This window comes from Nostoc sp., from assembly GCF_054880495.1.
This window is the reverse complement of sequence record NZ_JBTYKD010000161.1, coordinates 1-18,518: the sequence shown is the minus strand read 5'-3', so window position 1 is coordinate 18,518 and position 18,518 is coordinate 1. Positions and strand designations below refer to the sequence as shown.

16 protein-coding genes and 2 pseudogenes are annotated in these 18,518 nt (G+C 41.8%); 5 read left to right on the top strand and 13 right to left on the bottom strand.

Translation table 11 applies throughout. The features are described from left to right. A pseudogene (locus ACYTXL_RS16070) lies at positions 1–210 on the top strand (HEAT repeat domain-containing protein); the annotation flags it as partial. Between the two features lie 137 nt (positions 211–347). On the opposite strand, the gene ACYTXL_RS16065 reads toward ACYTXL_RS16070, so the two are convergent. After that, the gene (locus tag ACYTXL_RS16065) at positions 348–998 is read right to left on the bottom strand and encodes an HD domain-containing protein (RefSeq protein WP_461925607.1); all 651 of its coding nucleotides are present in this window, start codon (positions 996–998) and stop codon (positions 348–350) included. A gap of 68 nt (positions 999–1,066) precedes the next feature. Further along, positions 1,067–1,225 carry a hypothetical protein gene (locus tag ACYTXL_RS16060; protein WP_461925606.1) on the bottom strand — a complete coding sequence of 53 codons (159 nt, stop codon included), beginning with the start codon at positions 1,223–1,225 and terminating at the stop codon, positions 1,067–1,069. Positions 1,226–1,347: 122 nt separating this feature from the next. On the opposite strand from ACYTXL_RS16060, the gene pruA reads away from it, so the two are divergent. Both pruA and ACYTXL_RS16050 read left to right on the top strand, forming a co-directional pair. Continuing rightward, positions 1,348–4,404: an L-glutamate gamma-semialdehyde dehydrogenase gene (pruA, locus tag ACYTXL_RS16055; RefSeq protein ID WP_461925605.1), complete on the top strand. Its 3,057-nt coding sequence runs from the start codon at positions 1,348–1,350 to the stop codon at positions 4,402–4,404. Positions 4,405–4,588: 184 nt separating this feature from the next. Next, positions 4,589–5,062, top strand: coding sequence for a GNAT family N-acetyltransferase (locus tag ACYTXL_RS16050; protein ID WP_461925604.1), 474 nt, complete (start codon positions 4,589–4,591; stop codon positions 5,060–5,062). Positions 5,063–5,341: 279 nt separating this feature from the next. On the opposite strand, the pseudogene ACYTXL_RS16045 reads toward ACYTXL_RS16050, so the two are convergent. After that, a pseudogene (locus tag ACYTXL_RS16045) lies at positions 5,342–6,548 on the bottom strand (sensor histidine kinase); the annotation flags it as partial. 272 nt (positions 6,549–6,820) lie between these two features. Here ACYTXL_RS16045 and ACYTXL_RS16040 point away from each other — a divergent pair. Then, positions 6,821–7,747, top strand: coding sequence for a cobalamin-binding protein (locus ACYTXL_RS16040; RefSeq protein WP_461925603.1), 927 nt, complete (start codon positions 6,821–6,823; stop codon positions 7,745–7,747). A gap of 46 nt (positions 7,748–7,793) precedes the next feature. On the opposite strand, the gene ACYTXL_RS16035 is transcribed toward ACYTXL_RS16040, so the two are convergent. The 3 genes from ACYTXL_RS16035 to ACYTXL_RS16025 form a co-directional block, all read right to left on the bottom strand. After that, positions 7,794–8,096, bottom strand: a complete 303-nt coding sequence (locus tag ACYTXL_RS16035) for a TMEM165/GDT1 family protein (RefSeq protein WP_461925602.1) — start codon at positions 8,094–8,096, stop codon at positions 7,794–7,796. 100 nt (positions 8,097–8,196) lie between these two features. Next, positions 8,197–8,625, bottom strand: coding sequence for a TMEM165/GDT1 family protein (locus tag ACYTXL_RS16030; protein WP_461925601.1), 429 nt, complete (start codon positions 8,623–8,625; stop codon positions 8,197–8,199). 101 nt (positions 8,626–8,726) lie between these two features. After that, complete coding sequence (locus ACYTXL_RS16025; RefSeq protein ID WP_461925600.1) at positions 8,727–9,077, bottom strand: YkgJ family cysteine cluster protein; 351 nt, start codon at positions 9,075–9,077, stop codon at positions 8,727–8,729. Between the two features lie 803 nt (positions 9,078–9,880). Here ACYTXL_RS16025 and psb30 point away from each other — a divergent pair. Next, positions 9,881–10,015: a photosystem II reaction center protein Ycf12/Psb30 gene (psb30, locus tag ACYTXL_RS16020; protein WP_334909052.1), complete on the top strand. Its 135-nt coding sequence runs from the start codon at positions 9,881–9,883 to the stop codon at positions 10,013–10,015. Positions 10,016–10,269: 254 nt separating this feature from the next. Here psb30 and ACYTXL_RS16015 read toward each other — a convergent pair whose 3' ends face one another. From ACYTXL_RS16015 to ACYTXL_RS15985, 7 genes are all read right to left on the bottom strand, one after another. Further along, positions 10,270–12,360 carry a single-stranded-DNA-specific exonuclease RecJ gene (locus ACYTXL_RS16015; RefSeq protein WP_461925599.1) on the bottom strand — a complete coding sequence of 697 codons (2,091 nt, stop codon included), beginning with the start codon at positions 12,358–12,360 and terminating at the stop codon, positions 10,270–10,272. Positions 12,361–12,442: 82 nt separating this feature from the next. Beyond that, a complete protein-coding gene (locus ACYTXL_RS16010; protein WP_461925598.1) occupies positions 12,443–12,868 on the bottom strand; it encodes a hypothetical protein in 426 nt (141 codons plus the stop codon). Between the two features lie 485 nt (positions 12,869–13,353). Beyond that, on the bottom strand, positions 13,354–14,181 hold the full coding sequence (pstB, locus tag ACYTXL_RS16005; protein ID WP_461925597.1) for a phosphate ABC transporter ATP-binding protein PstB: 828 nt from the start codon (positions 14,179–14,181) through the stop codon (positions 13,354–13,356). Positions 14,182–14,232: 51 nt separating this feature from the next. Next, positions 14,233–15,132: a phosphate ABC transporter permease PstA gene (gene pstA, locus ACYTXL_RS16000; RefSeq protein WP_461925596.1), complete on the bottom strand. Its 900-nt coding sequence runs from the start codon at positions 15,130–15,132 to the stop codon at positions 14,233–14,235. Between the two features lie 6 nt (positions 15,133–15,138). Continuing rightward, positions 15,139–16,080, bottom strand: coding sequence for a phosphate ABC transporter permease subunit PstC (pstC, locus tag ACYTXL_RS15995; RefSeq protein WP_292768598.1), 942 nt, complete (start codon positions 16,078–16,080; stop codon positions 15,139–15,141). A 49-nt stretch (positions 16,081–16,129) separates the two neighbouring features. Then, entirely contained in the window at positions 16,130–17,131 is a 1,002-nt protein-coding gene (locus ACYTXL_RS15990) for a PstS family phosphate ABC transporter substrate-binding protein (protein WP_461925595.1), read from the bottom strand. A gap of 84 nt (positions 17,132–17,215) precedes the next feature. Continuing rightward, positions 17,216–18,373 (bottom strand): sulfate ABC transporter substrate-binding protein, encoded by a 1,158-nt coding sequence (locus ACYTXL_RS15985; protein ID WP_461925594.1) that lies wholly within the window; start codon positions 18,371–18,373, stop codon positions 17,216–17,218. Between the last annotated feature and the right edge of the window lie 145 nt (positions 18,374–18,518).

Here is an 18,518-nt window from a genome sequence, read left to right as displayed (position 1 = left end):
GCAGTCAGTTTACCCAATCAAGCGTCGCGGATTACAAATCAACTTCAGCAAATGCTCGATACAGATGCCGATCTGGGAGTTCGCACCCGTGTAAAATTTGCACAGGAAAAAATTCAGCCGCAACAACATCAAGAGGTGTTTGCACCTAAAATAAAGCTACAAGAGACTGAAGTGCCTGAAGTGCCTTATCGTGGTGATGGCAGACGGTAAGAAATAAGAATTAAATAACATACAATTTATGTCCCTGGCTTACCTCACCCTCAATCCCTCTCCTTATCAAGGAGAGGGAAGCTAGATACAGGATGAAGTTTTGCTATTTTATTTAATCCACGTTCCTTAATGTAAAACTAACCAGACAATAAAGACTGAATTTCTGCCTGGATATTGCCACGGGCAGATGGTTCGGCGAACTCTGACATTAAAGGCGTAAAGTAGATATGCGATCGCTGCAAAAATCCTTCTAAAACCTGCCGACGACCTATGATATAATCTGCCTCTGCCACCCAGCCATATTCCTGGCGAATAGCATGGGTGTATTCTGGATATTGGACTAGGTTAGTAGCGAAAATCGCTAAATCTGCATCAAGTAAAACTTGGCCATCACAGTCATCTACCGCAGCTTGGTGGTTTTTAGTGTTCAGAATCAGACGCGTGACAGTAGTTATAGTACTTTCGGGAATACCCAAATTATTCAGCAATTCCAAAGCATAGTCTGCGCTTCGTTCTTCATTATCTTGAGCTTGAGAGTCATACACAACATCGTGAAACCAGGCAGCTAGTTGAACAGCAGCTAGGTTTTTGGTGTAGCCTTGCAAAATCTGAATTGTGCTGAGAACCTGATCAATGTGTCTCAATGTATGGTAGTAGCGACTAGGGGTAGAATAAGCTGCAACCAAGCAATTAAAGACTTTCTCAGCCGCTACCTGTTCAACACCAAAGGGTTGGAGTGTGTGTTGCCAGTTAGAAAATAAGATATGCGTGAGGTTTTCTGTAGGCATAAATGTAGTATCCACACTCTTAGCATGACTGGGCTAATCTCTTGTGTTGCAACATCTGTCTCATCAAGTTACAAATAGATCAACAAAAGGATAACACTTGTAAGTGATTGAATTGGGCACTTGTACTGACTTGTACTGACTTGTACTGAGCGGCGTCGAAGTAGCGTTCGCGTAGCGTCTCGTAGAGAAGTCGTTGGCGCAGCCTCTCGTAGAGAAGTATTGGGCATTCGTTATTTTCTCCTTGTCTCCCCCATCTCCCCCACTCCCCACTAAATATATGAAAGCGTCAAAATAGAAGACAGAGGCTTTGTAAAAAAAGCCTTGCGTTGATTAACGGAGTTTATTATCAGTGGTATTACAAGTACAAACAAGCACCTACGAAGCTAAAACCCAAGAAATTGCTAAACAACTTCTAGCAGCAACCCAGGAAAATCGTTCGTTTTTTTCTTCCCTGCGAGATCAAATGCGCTGGGATGATAAATTACTAGCTTGGGCGATGAGTAATCCGGGGTTGCGGGTGCAATTATTTCGCTTTATAGATACGCTCCCTGCTTTGCACAGTAAATCAGAAGTTGCCTCACATTTACAAGAATATCTCGGAGATGAATCTGTAGAATTACCAGCAGCTTTAAAGGGCATGCTCAACTTTGCTAACCCCGACTCTATGCCAGGACAAGTTGCTGCTACAACCGTTGGTACTGCGGTTGAGACTCTTGCCCATAAATATATTTCTGGGGAAAATATTAAACAAGTCATCAAAACAGTTGAACGACTGCGAAAAGAAAAAATGGCTTTCACCATCGACTTACTTGGTGAAGCCGTGATTACCGAAGCCGAAGCGCAGTCTTATCTAGAACGCTATCTAGAATTAATCCAACAATTGGTGGAAGCATCGAAGAATTGGACAGCTATTCCGGCTATTGATGAGGCTGATGGCGAACCCATCCCAAAAGTTCAGGTTTCTGTAAAGTTAACGGCGTTTTATTCCCAATTTGACCCTCTAGATCCTAAAGGTAGTGAGGAGCGAGTTAGCGATCGCATTCGTATTCTCTTACGTCGTGCTAAAGAGTTGGGCGCAGCTGTGCATTTTGATATGGAACAGTATGGCTACAAGGATATAACTCTCAGCATCCTGAAAAAACTGTTATTGGAAGAAGAGTTTCGGCAACGCGCAGATATTGGCGTGACAATTCAAGCATATCTGCGTGATAGTGAGCAAGATACCAAAGATTTAATTTCTTGGTTGAAACAACGTGGTTATCCCCTGACAATTCGCTTGGTGAAAGGCGCATATTGGGATCAGGAAACTATCAAAGCAGCGCAGAAGCATTGGCCACAGCCAGTTTACAACGAGAAAGCCGCAAGTGATGCTAACTTTGAAACCATCACTCAGTTATTGCTAGAAAATCATCAATATGTGTATTCTGCCATTGGTAGCCATAATGTGCGATCGCACTCTCGCGCCATTGCGATCGCTGAAAGTTTAAATGTCCCCCGTCGTCGCTTTGAATTACAAGTTCTCTACGGTATGGGTGATAAAGTTGCAAAGGCATTAGTTGACAGGGGTTATCGAGTCAGAGTTTACTGTCCTTACGGTGAATTATTACCTGGGATGGCGTATTTAATTCGGCGGTTGTTGGAAAATACCGCTAATAGTTCTTTTTTACGGCAAAATCTCGAAAATCGACCGATTGAAGAATTATTAGCGCCGCCGATTGTCAAAGCGGAGAAGAACGTACAGACGCGATTAATGAGCCAGCGCGTTGCGGGGGTTCCCTCCGTTGTAGCGACTGGCGTTGCGTCTCTCCAAAGTACAGACGCGATTAATCGCGTCTCTCATTTCCTTGGTGCTGCTGATACCGATTATGCTGAGGAAGAGATGACAAAAAAATCTGCTCAAGCTTTCCAAAGTGTTCGCCAACAGTTGGGTAAAACTTATTTGCCGCTAATTAATGGCGAATATGTGAATACGCCAGAATTTGTTGATTCTCTGAATCCTTCTAATTTCAGTGAGGTAGTTGGTAAAGTTGGGTTGATTAGCGTTGAACAGGCAGAACAGGCGATGCAAGCTGCGAAAGCGGCGTTTCCTGCGTGGAAGAAAACACCAGCTAAACAACGCGCTGATATTTTGCGGAAAGTGGGTGATTTGATGGAACTCCGCCGCGCCGAACTTTCAGCTTGGATGGCTTTGGAAGTTGGGAAACCAGTTAAAGAAGCTGATGGAGAGGTTTCCGAAGCGATAGACTTCTGTCGCTACTACGCCGATGAGATGGAACGGTTAGATCAAGGTGTGAATTACGACATCCCTGGTGAAACTAATCGTTATATTTACCAACCACGGGGTATTGCTGTAGTGATTTCTCCCTGGAATTTCCCGCTAGCGATCGCTTGTGGAATGACTGTTGCAGCTTTGGTTTCAGGTAATTGCACTCTCCTAAAACCTGCGGAAACATCTTCTGTAATTACCGCAAAACTCACAGAAATCTTAATCGAGGCTGGCATCCCTAAAGGTGTATTTCAATATGTACCTGGGAGGGGTTCTCAAGTCGGCGCTTATTTAATAAATCATCCCGATACTCATGTAATTGCTTTTACAGGTTCCCAGGAAGTAGGTTGTAGAATTTACGCAGATGCGGCAACTCTGAAACCCGGACAGAAGCACATGAAGCGGGTGATTGCGGAAATGGGTGGTAAAAATGCGATTATTGTCGATGAAAGTGCTGATTTAGACCAAGCTGTTGTAGGGGTAGTGCAGTCAGCATTTGGTTATAGCGGACAAAAATGTTCTGCTGCCTCCAGGGTAATTGTGCTGCAACCAATTTATGATACCTTTGTGCAACGGTTGGTAGAAGCGACAAAATCCTTGAATATTGGGGAAGCAGAGTTACCGAGTACACAAGTGGGGCCGGTAATTGATGCTAATGCCCGCGATCGCATCCGCGAGTATATTGAGAAGGGTAAGGTAGAAGCAAAAGTGGCATTAGAGTTACCAGCACCCGAACAAGGATATTTTATCGGGCCTGTGATCTTTAGTGAAGTATCGCCAAATGCGGTAATTTCCCAGGAAGAAATTTTTGGGCCTGTGCTGGCGGTAATTCGCGTGAAAGATTTCCAGGAAGCCTTAGCAGTCGCCAACGGTACAAACTACGCCTTAACTGGCGGACTTTATTCTAGAACACCTTCGCACATTCAGCAGGCGCAGGCAGAGTTTGAAGTTGGGAATTTGTACATCAATCGTAATATTACAGGAGCGATCGTTGGACGGCAACCCTTTGGTGGATTCAAACTTTCTGGGGTAGGTTCTAAAGCAGGTGGCCCGGATTACCTCCTACAATTTTTGGAACCACGCGCGGTAACAGAAAATATTCAGCGCCAAGGTTTTGCACCAATTGAAGGGGCAGATTAAACTACAAGAGTAGGTAAGGCATCTGCCCTACATACTCTTGTAGAAACCGTAGAGAAGACTTCTTGCATAAATCAAAAAAAGAACCCCACCCCGCCTTTGAGTTACGTCAAATTCTCCCCTAAGAGCCTGCTCTTAGGGGCTGGGGGTGGGGTGTTAGGGACTTTTCCAAGAGGTCTAGAGTTTAATGTCTAATTTAGTTATAAAAGTTGCTGAATTACCTCAAGAATTTCCAGCAATTCAAGCAATTAGGATAGCAGTTTTTCAGCAAGAACAAGGGGTAGATGCCGCTTTAGAATTTGATGGCAAAGATGCAATATCTCAACATTTGATTGCTTATTTAAATGACGAAGTTGTGGGTACTGCCAGAATTAGATATTTAGATGATAAAACTGCCAAAATAGAACGGCTTGCTGTTTTATCTACAGCTAGAGGGCAGGGTATTGGTAAGAAAATTATGGAAAATGCCCTAGAAGTGATAGCTAACAAAAATATTCCAGAAGTAGTGATTCATGCTCAAGAATATGTGAAAGATTTATACAAAAAATTGGATTTTGTAGAAGAAGGAGAAATATTTGAAGAAGCCAGTATTACCCATGTGAAAATGAGAAAAAAATTCTCACAGCAAAAAAATTGTAGGTTGGGTGGAGGCTTTGCGTAACCCAACATCCTGAGACCTCTTGCATAAATCAAAAATAAAAACCCCACCCCGCCTTTGACTTACCTCAAATTCTCCCCTCCCCGCAGGCGGGGAGGGGTGTTAGGGACTTTTGCAAGAGGTTTCTGATAATCAGTTGGGTTGCGCTCCGCTCCACCCAACCTACATCTAATGCACTATTTTAGCCTAGAGGGTCCACTACGTGCATTTCAAAAATCAAATACTAGTCCTATAGTAGTCTGCATCAGTAGTGACTCTACCTGAATTATCCGAATTTTTTATTTAATTTTGAATTTTGAATTTTGAATTGATTTCTCCCGGATGCACTGAATCTGGTAGAAATAGAGTGAACTGACTACCTTTTCCCAAAGTCGATGTAAAGGTAACATCTCCACCATGCAAACGGGCTAATTTGCGTGTTAAAGCTAAACCCAAACCAGTGCCTTCATACTGCCGATTTAACCGACTATCAAGTTGTTTAAACGCTTCAAATAGAAATTGAAACTGATTTGAGTCTATACCAATTCCAGTATCTGAAACTGTAAACCTTATCCCTTGCGGTACTTTTTTGACTACCAGCGATACCTGACCGGCTGGGGTGAATTTAATCGCATTGGTGAGCAGATTGACTAGCATTTGCTTGATGCGCCCCTCATCACCAATACAAATATCCGTTTCTGGGTCAATTTCAGATGTAAGTTGCAATCCCTTTTCTAAGGCGCGATCGCGCACTGTCCATATAGCATAATTACATAAATCTGACACTGGCAAAGGTGAGAGTAACAGTTCCTCTTTGCCTGCTTCTACCTTAGATAAATCAAGGATATCGTTAATCAATGCTAGCAGATGTTCACCACTACTATATATAGAATTTACATATTCGTTCTGCTTTTCATTGAGAGAGCCAATTCTTTCTTGTTGCAACAACTGTGACAAACCTATAATCGCATTCAGAGGCGTCCGCAACTCATGGCTCATGGTTGCTAAAAATTCGCTTTTTGCCCGATTGCCAGCTTCTGCTGCTTCTTGAGAGGCAAGCAGTTTCAACTCTGTTTCCTTGCGTTCAGTAATGTCTTCAATCATCGCTAGAAAAAACTCAGGTTCAGCATTGCTGCTTGATATAACAGAAACAGAGATATGAATCCACATTAAGCTACCATTTTGATGCAGGCAGCGTCTTTCTATCTCAATGGGATATCTCGGCGAGAAGCTGTTGCTGATGTTCTGCGGGTTGGCAGCCAAGCCTCAAAGTTGTCTTTAAATCTGTAGGAATTCTTGACATCAGTTGTTTGTAAAGTTTTAAATCCCCCCTTTCTGTGGGAATGTAATCTGTAAACGGCTTGCCGTATAGTTCTTCTCGACTGTATCCAAAAATCTTGCACAGTGCCAGATTAGTATCGACTATCTGCGCTTTCATATCTATAATTCCAATGCCGATAGACGAACGCTCAAAAATCGCCCGGAATTGTAAAGCCTCTTGAGCTTGTTTGTAGTCTGTAATATCTCTAGCCAACACCACCTGCATTAGTTGCCCTCAATAAGAAATAATTTTGCCTTGTAGTTCTACGTAAAAAGTAGAACTGTCTTTGTATAACTACAATTACTTGATATGATTTCTCATAACCGGAAAGTATATTTTTTCTAATCAAATTCTTGCTGAGGCTGACTACCAAAACACCCTTGATTCTCCTAGAGAAAGATGCCTAAAGATTCATATTTTGCCAAAATTAAGGTAAAAGCAGCTGTTGTGGAGGTGAAACGATGACGGATAGTAATGTGAGAATTGTTTCTTTAATTCCCGGTGGAACAGAGATTTTAGCGACACTAGAGTTGGTTGATGCTATTGTGGGGCGATCGCACGAATGCGACTACCCTCCAGAAATCCAAAATCGCCCCATTTGTACCCAAGCACGTTTAAATTCCAATGCCTCTAGCAGCCAAATTAACGATGAGGTGAACAATTTATTGCAATCTGCTCTCAGTATTTATGAAATCAAAACAGACGTTTTAGAGCAGTTGCAGCCTACCCACATTCTCACTCAAGACCAGTGCGATGTTTGTGCTGTCAGCTTACACGAAGTTGAAAAAGCAGTTGCCACACTCATTGACAGTAAACCTCAGATTATTTCTTTACAACCCAATAGTCTCCAGGATGTCTGGGCTGACATTGAGCGAGTCGGCAAGACCTTTGGCGTAGACTCGGTAAAAATCTTAGAAAACTTAGAAGCTCGCGTCAAAATTTGTCAGCAAAGAATCCAAGGGCTTTCTTTACATGAAGTGCCTACTGTCGCCTGTATCGAGTGGACTGATCCTTTGATGATTGCCGCCAATTGGATTCCAGAATTAGTTAACTTAGCAGGAGGACACTCTCTATTTTGTGGTAAAGGTCAGCCTTCTTCGACCTTGCCGTGGGAAACACTTTTAACAACTAATCCCGATGTCATTGTTTTTATGCCTTGTGGCTTTGATTTAAATCGGACTCGCCAAGAAGCCAATTTGTTAACTCAACGTTCAGACTGGGAAAAACTGCACGCTACCCAATCGGGTAGGATTTACATCACTGATGGCAATTCTTACTTCAATCGTCCAGGTCCGCGACTGGTAGATTCTCTAGAAATTTTAGCAGAAATTTTGCATCCAGAAATTTTTGAATACGGTTACAAAGGAACAGGTTGGGAACCTTTGTAATGTCTGGTTTCAAAATTTATCTGAATGTGCAAACTAGCTGATTTGGTTACGGTATTTGTTCAGAATCTGCCGATGGTTCATTGTTAAATAACAACAAACGTGCAGCAAGGACGGCAAATCCCACAGATGCGATCGCTTTTAACAAGCGTGTAGGTAGTAATTGTGCTACTGCACCCCCTGCTAATGATCCCAACAGGCTTGTTAACAGCAATGCGCCTGCTGCACCAAAAAATACTGCACGCCCAGAATTAGAACGCCCTGAAAGTGCGATCGCTGCTAGCTGACTTTTGTCACCCAATTCTGATAAAAAAACTGTAATAAAGCTCAGTCCTAAAAGATGCCAATCCATATTGATAAAGGGGGATGAGGGGGATGAGGGGGATGAGGGAGATTAGGGAGATTAGGGAGAATAAGTCCAAACTCCTGTACAGACGCGATTAATCGCGTCTCTAACCTTGGAATATATCCCAAAACAGCATTAGGGAAATTACCAACAACATCACGCCGGCTGATTTTTCTACAGTTTTCTGGCTGAGTCGTCCGGCTATCCAACTACCTAAAAGTACACCTAATAAGCTGGTAGTTATCAGCGCAGCCGCAGATCCGATAAATACTACCCACGGGGAATGAGATTCTGCACTCATTAATAGCGTGGATAGCTGAGTCTTATCTCCAATTTCTGCTAGAAAAATGGTTACAAAAGTTGTACCAAAAACTACTAGCACTGATTGCTGCTTTTGAGGACTATCCGCAACTACAGGCTGAAGTGGCAGGGCGATCGCAGGAGTTAAGTTTAAATCAGTGCTGTCTTTCGGTTCTAGCTCGATCTCAGTCTGAGATATGCCAGAAATACCTAAAGGAGCAGAGTCAAGTTTCACAGGCAGTAGTTTTGTTGCTAGGTTGTTTTCATATTTCTATCATTTTCTCAGATTCTTGTAATAAATTGCAACCCCACACACTAAAATCAGTGGTCCGAGTGTCAAAGGCCAATAGCTTTGTCGAAGCGTAATATTTCTAAACTGCGATCGCCATATACTCCTTCTATTTGCTGGCGACAGCAGTCAATAGCAAAATCGTTAACTTCTTCTGGTTCAACCCCATACATATCTTGAAACACTTCTGATTCTACGCGACAGAAGCGAGGACGATTTGGGTAGATGCCACATTCTCGTGTGGTATGGTCGAAATTAACGCACCATCCTCCTTCGCCTACCATGTTGAGGTAGAGTTCTAGTTCTGGTGATGAGAGATACTCTTCCAAATCTGGACGATCTGCTGGATCAAGATTACAGCAGGCTCCACATTGCTTTACACATTGCCAAGTTGACATTTTCGATTAGGGAGTGGGGAGATGGGAGAGTAAGAATTTTAGATTTTAGATTTTAGATTTTAGATTGAAATTTAACCGAGTACCGTGGGTTTAAATCCCCCGGTTCAAAAAATAAGCAAGTTTTGGGCCGGGGTCTAAATCTCCGTCACAAAACTTAATTACGAATTACGAATTATTTAATCTAAAAGACGCTCGCAGACTCGCTAAAGCTCCGCTATCATCAATCCAAAATCCAAAATTGAATTGCCCAATCCCCCTATTGTACGTTTTTATATCTTTTCTTATAATTTTGTTAAGTAAATTAAATCTAGCAGTCCATAGCCAGATATGATCGATTGCAGGTTTTGTAATTAAGTTATTAAATTTTTTAACGTGTCGCGGAAGTCCCCACCTTCTGGTGCGTCCGCTACGCGAACAATGTACTCATAAGGTGTGGATAGGGAGCGGGGGTGAGGATTGCATAGGCGTATTGTTTTTTTACGTCAGCAAAAACAAATACGCTTATGGATGACGAATACTACTTGTTTTTCTGATAGAATTATTTGGTCTTGACCATCAATGCCATAAGCGAAAACCTTTTCTTATAGGTATATGTTGCAAGAGAACCCTTCTCTTCGAGAGGCTTCGCCAACGACTTCGCTCAGGGTAAAAGATTTGGGTCTTGGGAACCAGGAATCCTGCCCTTGGAGGGAATCTCAGACTTTCTAGTACTACGGAGTTCTAGAGGCTATTCCCGATGAATTGGGAAGCTCCGTCCGTCTTACGGCGGAGTAGTTCACTACAATTGGAAGGAGAAAAGGAAAATGTTTGACGGTTTGTTTAACGCTTTTACCAGTATAAATTGGGAAGTTATTTTCCAATTGTTGTCCGTGGCGCTAATTGTGATTGCTGGTCCTGCGGTAATCTTTGTGCTGGCATTTCGCAACGGCAACCTTTAACAGGGCTGAGTGCTGATTGAGAGTTAGGAGTTAGGAATAAGGAATTAAATTCTATTCTCAACTCATACTCATAAATCAGCACTCGCAGTGTCACACTTCACAAGCGATAAGTTAATTAAGAACTCCAAACCCTTCTCTACGAGACCCTTCTCTACGAGACGCTACGCGAACGGCAAGCTCAGGGCATCGCGCTGCGCGAACGACAGGTGTTACAGGTAGCTCTGCCGAACTGCTCAGGGCATCGCTTCTAACTCCTAACTCTTAACTGATAACGCTTGAAGGGCAGCTTGGATAATATTGTCATAGTGTGGTTGAGAGATATCAATTTCTTTGGCGTTTTGACGATTAATTCCCAGCAAACCAATTATATGTCCTGGCTGCATCGCTAATACTTTGCCTTCAGAATTTTTAATTCTTAATTCTGCTTCAATACCGTTTTTATAGAAACCACAAGTATAATGTCGCTGGTTGTACTCAAAGGTGGTGCTTGACGGGGTAGGTGGCGAAGCAAAAAATTGTTGAAGCTGAATTGGGAGTCTGACACCGATTAACTCTAGCTCGATGGTGGTGTTACCGTTAAAGTAATTTTCTCGCAGTTTGTAAGCGACATCCACTCGCGATGGTAGCTGGAAATAGTCGCCCCAACGCCAAGCGATCGCTTTGATTTTATATTGCTGATTATCAACAGTTTGGGCAATTGTCAGTTTAATGTGACCCTTACCAACGATTTTTTGCTCAACCACTTGGACATTAGGTGTCCAGAAAATTGGATCGGGGTTGTCCATACCGCAGGGGTGCAGAGCATTAAGTTGTTGGTAAAGCTGCTGATTGATATGATTGAGGTTGACTTCGGCATCAATTTTGAGCAGAGGCTTGAGATGCTGGGGTTCAAGACACTGGTTAGCAAACTCAATCAAACGCGATCGCAACACCTGTAAATTCTCTGCTGGTAAAGAAAAACCCCCGGCTGCTTTGTGTCCGCCAAATTTCCCTAGTAAATCGTGACAATATTCCAAAGCTTCAAACACATGAAACTCTGGAATTCCTCGTGCTGAACCGCGTATATGTTGCTCATCCTCATAAGTACCGATGAACACGGGAACGCCATAACGTTCCACTAAGCGGGAGGCGACAATCCCAATAACGCCGTGATGCCAATTGGGTTGAATAACAACTAATACACAGTCTTGCTGTAGAGATGCAACAAATTCTGTCTCTACATAAGCGATCGCTTCTTGCTCAATTTGTTCACACATTAGCTGGCGACTGGCATTTGTTTGTTCGCACTGCATTGCGAGTTCGAGCGCCACCCCCATATCATCTGTAGTCAGCAATTCAATCACAGTTTGGGGATTACCAATCCGACCAATAGCATTAATTCGCGGCCCCAAGCGAAAACCGATATCTTCAGGCTTGAGGGATTTGGGAGTGGGGAGTTGGGAGTGGGGAGTAGGAGGAGAAATTCCCCCTTGTCCCTCCTCCCTCGCCTGCACGCCGCCTACCTGAATTAATGCCCGCACCCCAGGTAAATTGGATTTGGGTAAATGCTGTAAACCACGTTTCACCCAACGGCGATTTACGCCAGTTAAGGGAGCTAAATCTGCGATCGTTCCCAGTGTAAATAGTGCTAGCATCGGCTGAATTAAGCCCTTAGTCTCCCCTAACTGTTGTGCTAGAGACACAGCCAAAATGTAGGCGACACCAACACCAGCAACACCCCGATAAGGTGAGGATTCAGCTATTAGTTTGGGGTTGAGGATAGCGTTAGCTGGCGGTAATTTTTGGGGGATATCATGATGGTCGGTGATAATAACTGCAAGACCAAGTTCTCTAGCTTTAGCAACTGGTTCAAACGCAGAGATGCCATTATCTACAGTCAGAATTAGCCCTACACCTTCGCTATGAAATTCTTCAACTATGCGTTTATTAATACCGTAGCCTTCGTGCATCCGACTGGGAATAGCATAATCTACTTGTGCGCCTAAAGTGCGGAGACTACGTAAAAGTAGAGCAGTGCTGGTCATCCCATCAGCATCGTAGTCACCACAAATAGCAATTTTAGTTTGAGAAGCGATCGCATTTTGCAACAACTCCAAACTAATCGCCAAATCTGGGAAATCTTCTAACGGCGAAGGCAAAACTAAAGACTCTGGATTTAAAAATGCTTGTACCTGTTCTGGTGTTTCCATACCCCGATTAATCAACAACTGGCTGACAATCGGTGAAATATTTGTCAAAACCGCCAAATTTTGGGCAAATTCTGGTTTTTGCAGATAAATCTGCCAGCGCTGATTAGGTAAGCGCCTGCGAGGTTTTGCGAGTTCAGATACAGGTCTGTCTAGCACAGTATAAATTTAGGAGTTTTTAGTTGTGAGTGTTGAATTGAAAGTTGTTTCTTAACTCATAACTAATAACATTATTTGCTATCTAAAACACGTTTATCCTACCGTCATCCATAATATATAACGAGCGATCGCCCGAAGAACGCAAAGTCGGACGGAGTTCGAGCCGCAATGTACCAAAGTTAGGTTTCGAGACAATTGCTTGTAGTGATAAACCAGTTTCGCTCCAAAATATCAGAGATGTATTTGGCTCAGTACCCTCTATTTTTTCTAGATTTAATTTTTGCCCTGGACTCAAGGATATTGCATCAGTCCCAGAGGGTTTTTGGATTTTGATCAGGTTAGGTGTGCTATTTATAACTTCGACTCGGATGTGTTGCCCAGGTGTAAACTGAATTGGGTGCGAACCACACTTAGAGGCACAAGTTCCAGCTAAGGTAGGACTGAGATTATTGATTGATGCAACTAGAATGCTAGCTGTAACTAAAGCAAATGACAGAGGCTTAAACATAATACACAATATAAGTACTAAACTGAAATATTACTTTAAGTAAGTACTGTCAAGCCTCAGTATATTTTCCAGAATTACTTTGGTAAGTAGGTAGGCGTAATTAAACATTAAGATCAAACCTCACCCTCAATCCCTCTCCGTGAGTTCGGAGAGGGAAGCCGGAGGCAGGATGAGGTTTTATATTTAATTTGACCCACTTACTTAATTCTCAGTTATTAAATTACTAATTACGAATTATTCTTTTATAAACATCTCCTCTCGCACCAATGGCGTGAATTTCGATGCCTTTGGAATCAATATCTACTGTAAAAATAATTCTGTATTTACCTAGTCTCAGCTTGTACCGGGTGAATTTATAGACGCAAAAATCAGTTCCCTCCTTTTGTTTAAGGAGAGATTAATCTAGGTTTTTAGACCAAAACTGGATTACTGCAAATAGTTACTGAACTTGGCTTTTACCTTTCCCCTTCTCCTGTGATGTCTTTTTAACCGAAGCGTCCACTGATATAATCTTCAGCTTCTTTAGTTTGAGGAGAACTGAACATTTGCTCTGTAGGATTAAACTCAACTAATTTTCCGCGACGTTTGCCATGCTCGTCAATTTCTGTATTGAAGAAAGCCGTAAAATCTGCCACTCTAGAAGCTTGCTGCATATTGTGTGTCACCATGATTATGGTGTATTGCTCCTTGAGTTCTAAGCAGAGTTCTTCTACTTGACGGCTAGAAATTGGGTCAAGAGCAGAACATGGTTCATCCATCAATAATACATCTGGCTTCATGGCGATCGCACGCGCAATGCAAAGCCGTTGTTGTTGTCCGCCAGATAATGCAGTACCCTTCTCTTTGAGTTTATCCTTGACTTCATCCCAGATAGCAGCGCGTCTGAGAGAATCTTCCACCAATTCATCAATGTTACCTTTGTAACCGTTAGCACGCGGGCCAAAGGAAATATTTTCGTATATTGACTTAGGGAAAGGATTCGGTCTTTGAAAAACCATTCCGACTTGTCGCCGCAATTTTACAGAATTTATCTTAGGATCGTAAATGTTGCGATCGCGGTAATTCAATCTACCCTCAACCTTAGCTCCAGGGATTAAATCATTCATCCGATTGAAGCAACGCAGTAAGGTACTTTTACCACACCCTGAAGGCCCAATAAAAGCAACAATTTGTTTTTCAGGAATCTTTAAATAGACATCTAAAAGTGCCAGAAATCCTCCATAAAAGACCTTCACACCTTCAACATTGAAGACGCCATTATCTTGGCCGATTGTGGCACTATCTGATTTACTTCTACTATTGCTATAAGTCATTTGGTTGAACTCCTAATCTCTGTGAATCTATCCAATTAGATATTTAATTACCTAACTTATTGAGAAGCGTTGTCGAATATAAATTGCTACACCATTTAAAACTAAAATCAAGAGTAACAACGCAATAATTGTCGCTGCTGCTGCACTAGCAAAACCCGGTTCAGGACGAGTTATATAACTGTAAATTTGAATGGGTAATGCCATAAACCTCTGAAATAAACCAGGGTTAAAGGTAAGAAAACCCACAGCACCTACAACAATCAGAGAGGCTGCATCACCTATAGCGCGGGATACAGAGATAATCACCCCCGTCAAAATACCAGGAACAGCATAGGGTATGACATGATTGCTGATAGTTCGCCATTTTGTGACACCTAATCCGTAAGAAGCATTTCTCAGGGAATCTGGGACAGAGCGAATTGCTTCTCTAGATGTCACAATAATTACTGGCAAAGACAACAAAGATAAAGTCAATGCTCCAGAAATCAAAGCGGGACCAAACCCAAGCAAATAATTGAAAACCCCTAAACCCAGCAATCCATAGACAATAGAAGGCACACCCGCTAGATTACTGATATTAATCTCAATAATCGCTGTCCACCAAGCTTTAGGTGCATACTCTTCTAGATATAAAGCTGCTCCGACACCAATGGGGACAGTGACGAAAATTACAACAGCTCCTAAAAGAATGCTGCTGATAATCGCAGGACGAATACCACCTTGGTCAGGAAAACGAGAAGGAGTTTCCGTGAGAAAGCCGGGTGACAAAAATCTGGCTAATCCGTCTTTAAAAATATCAAAAAGTAGCAACGCTAGGATAAATAAACCAATCAGCAATCCTAACAAAAAAAGTCCTTCAAATACTTTCCCTAATGTCTCCCTACTCTCAACATTATCGGTAAATTCTGCCGCAGAATCTAGAGAATCATCTTGTTGATAACTTGTAGCCATATCTATTTAGTCGTATTTTTCTTTAAAGCGATTAGCAATCCAGTAACTAACAATATTCAAAGCAAGGGTAAGTAGAAACAGAACAGCGCCTACAGCATATAATGTCTTGAAATTCAGACTACCACGCGGACTATCTCCACCAGAAATTTGTGCCATGTAGGCTGTCATTGTTTCTACTGATTCCGCAAAATTAACAGTTAGTCTTGGTTGTTGTCCGGCGGCAATGAGGACTGTCATTGTTTCACCCACAGCGCGAGAAATACCCAATATAATTGAAGCGATGATTCCAGAAAGCGCGGCTGGTAGAACTACTTTAAAAATGGTTTCCAGTTTAGTGATACCTAAAGCATAAGATCCTTCTCGCAAAGAACGCGGAACTGCTCGAATAGCATCTAAGCTGATAGAACCAACAGTAGGAGTAATCATTACCCCCATCATTAACCCTGCACTCAAAGCGTTGAATATTTCCAGAGGGATAAAATTCCGCAGCAATGGTGTAAGGAACAACAGCGCAAAGTAACCATATACTACTGTAGGTATTCCCGCTAAAAGTTCCACTGCTGGACGTAAAATTGCTGCTACTTTGGGTTGAGCATACTCACTTAAATAAATCGCAGAAGATAAACCTAGAGGAATAGCAACTGCCATTGCAATAGCTGTAGTCAAGAAAGTGCCATTAATCAATGGCCAAACACCAAAATGTCTATTGGCAAATAACGGTGTCCATTTAGTATCAAGAAAGAATTGGGCAAAGGAAACTTCTTGGAAAAAACCGAATGTCTCCTGAAAGATAATTACGACAATACCAAAAGTAGTCAAAACCGAGACTAAAGCACAAGCAAATAAAATTGCCGCAACAATCTTCTCTGAGATATCTTCAGATGCATTTTTCTCTAGTGACTGTCTGGATAATAGATAAGGATCGTCTTGAAAATTGGTATTTTGCATAAACAGTTAAGTTTTAACTACACTCAGACTACAATGCCTGAGACTTTATTTAAATAAAGTTTGTGATTGGTTCACCTGGTTTTGCTTTTTTGAATTTTGTCCCAGTTTCACCAGTAGCAAATTTTTGTTTGACTTTGACGTAAGCTTCATCAGGTAATGCTACATAACCAACACTATCTACCCACTTCCAAGAATTTTCTAGATAAAAATCTACAAATTGTTTTACTGCTGGCTTAGTATCTAAGGATTTTTTACTGACATAGATGAACAGAGGACGAGACAAAGGTGTATAGATATTTTTAATTACATTATCCACTGGAACTGGTTTTTCACACTTTCCTTTAAGGCTTTCTACAGCAACTAGATTGAGTTTATCTTGATTTTGAATGTAGTAAGATATCCCTACATAAGCCAAAGCTGATACATCACCTGATACTCCTTGTACGAGAAGGTTTTGATTCTGAGTGGCAGTGTAGTCTGTACGGCCATTCTTGGCTTTACCAGTCACAGCTTGAGTCATATAATCGAATGTTCCCGTATCAGAAGATGGTGCATACAGCTTCAGCTTTTGGTTAGGAAACTTGGGATTAACTTGATTCCATGTCAATATTTTGCCGTCTGATTTGCCGCCCCAAATCGTACCCAGTTCCTTAATAGTTAGACATTTGGCAAAGTTATTTTGGCGGTTAGCAATCACAGCGATGCCATCTAAAGCTATAGGCAACTCGACAAATTCAATATTCTTGCTTTTACATTTTTTGATTTCTTCATCTCTAATGGTACGAGAAGCACCAGCTATATCAAGATCGCCATTACAAAATTTACTGAAACCACCACCAGTACCGCTTGAGGCAACGCTTACTTTCGCTTCAGGTTTGACTTTACCGTATTCTTCTGCAACTGCTAAAGAAATAGGAAAACCTACAGCTGCACCATCAATACTCACCTGACTTTTCTTTTCCTCATTACTGCTACAAGCAGTGATACTGCTGGCAATAATCATTAAAAACGTCAGGAAAATACTATTCTTAAATCTGCTACGAAAGCTCATAAATTATCAATTGAGATGAAGTTACTGTGAATTGCTTATGCTTGCCTATCTGCAAGTAGAGAATCCTGCATTAGAAAAAAGATATCATGCTTTCTTCGCAGCTTGCACTTTGTCAAAAATTGCTCCATCTGCAAAAAACTTTTTCTGAATAATATCCCAGCCACCTAAATCTTGAGATGTAAATAAAGTTTGAATTGGGGGATGTTGTGATGCGACTTCTTGGGTAACCGTGGGGTTAACAGGACGATATTGTAATTTTGCAAATTCCCGTTGAGCTTCTGTGGAGTAAAGAAAATCAACAAATGCTTGTGCAACTTCTCTTGTACGGTGTTTATCAACGTTTTTATCGACTACTGCTACAGGATTATCAATGGAAATATTGACTTGGGGTACAATATAAGGCAACTTTGTCCCATTTTTACCCGCCAAAATTACCTCGTTTTCGTAGTTAATTAAGACATCTCCTTCACCTTTTTGGAAGAATAAATCGCTTGCTTCACGGGCATCTTTCGTTAGAATAGGGGTGTTTTTATAAACTTTGGTGACATAATCTAATGCCCTCGTATCATCACCGCCTGTCAGACTCACCGAACCCCAAAAAGCCAAGAATTCCCAGATAGCAATACCAGAAGTTTTTGGGTTAGCCGCAATCACTTTCACGCCATCTTTTGCCAAGTCTGCCCAAGTATTGATACCTTTGGGATTGCCTTCGCGCGTGACGATCGCAGCAACCGATCTACTAACAATACCACTTCTCGGTGATTTTATTTCCCAACCTGATTTAATTAAACCTGCTTGCTGAATTTTGTTGACATCCAGGGGAAGTGCCAAATGTACTATATCTGCTTCTTGCGAACCTGCAATGACAGCAGCCGTTTGAGCTACAGAACCTCCATAACTTTGCTCAAATGTGACGTTTTGGTTATGTTCTTGCTTCCACTTTTCCACAAATTTGGGAATTATCTGGTCATGAGCTGCTTTGGTGACAGAGAAAGAAACGAGTTTTAGCTTGACATCACTTTTGCTAGCTGAACTACTTCCAGAACAGGAGGCAACTGCTACACTCAAAAAAGTACCGATGAGAAACAGACTCACAAAGCTTTGCACATTGCATCTATTCAACCAACTTCTAATTGTGTGTTGATACCAAAGCTGTATGGACTGCAAAGCTTTCAAAGCATAAACTTGCATTCCTTCAATTAGAAATTTATCCACTTGTGTTGGTTGTTGCGACTCGCTCATCAGAATTCACCCCTAAATCTACGGTATTTCTAGGCGAATACCGTAATTATAAGGATTATAAGATATATAGAATAATATTTATCATCTGGCTTCAATTTTTTTTATTGAGTGAGTAGTTGATTGTCGAAAGTAGCAAATAAATCTG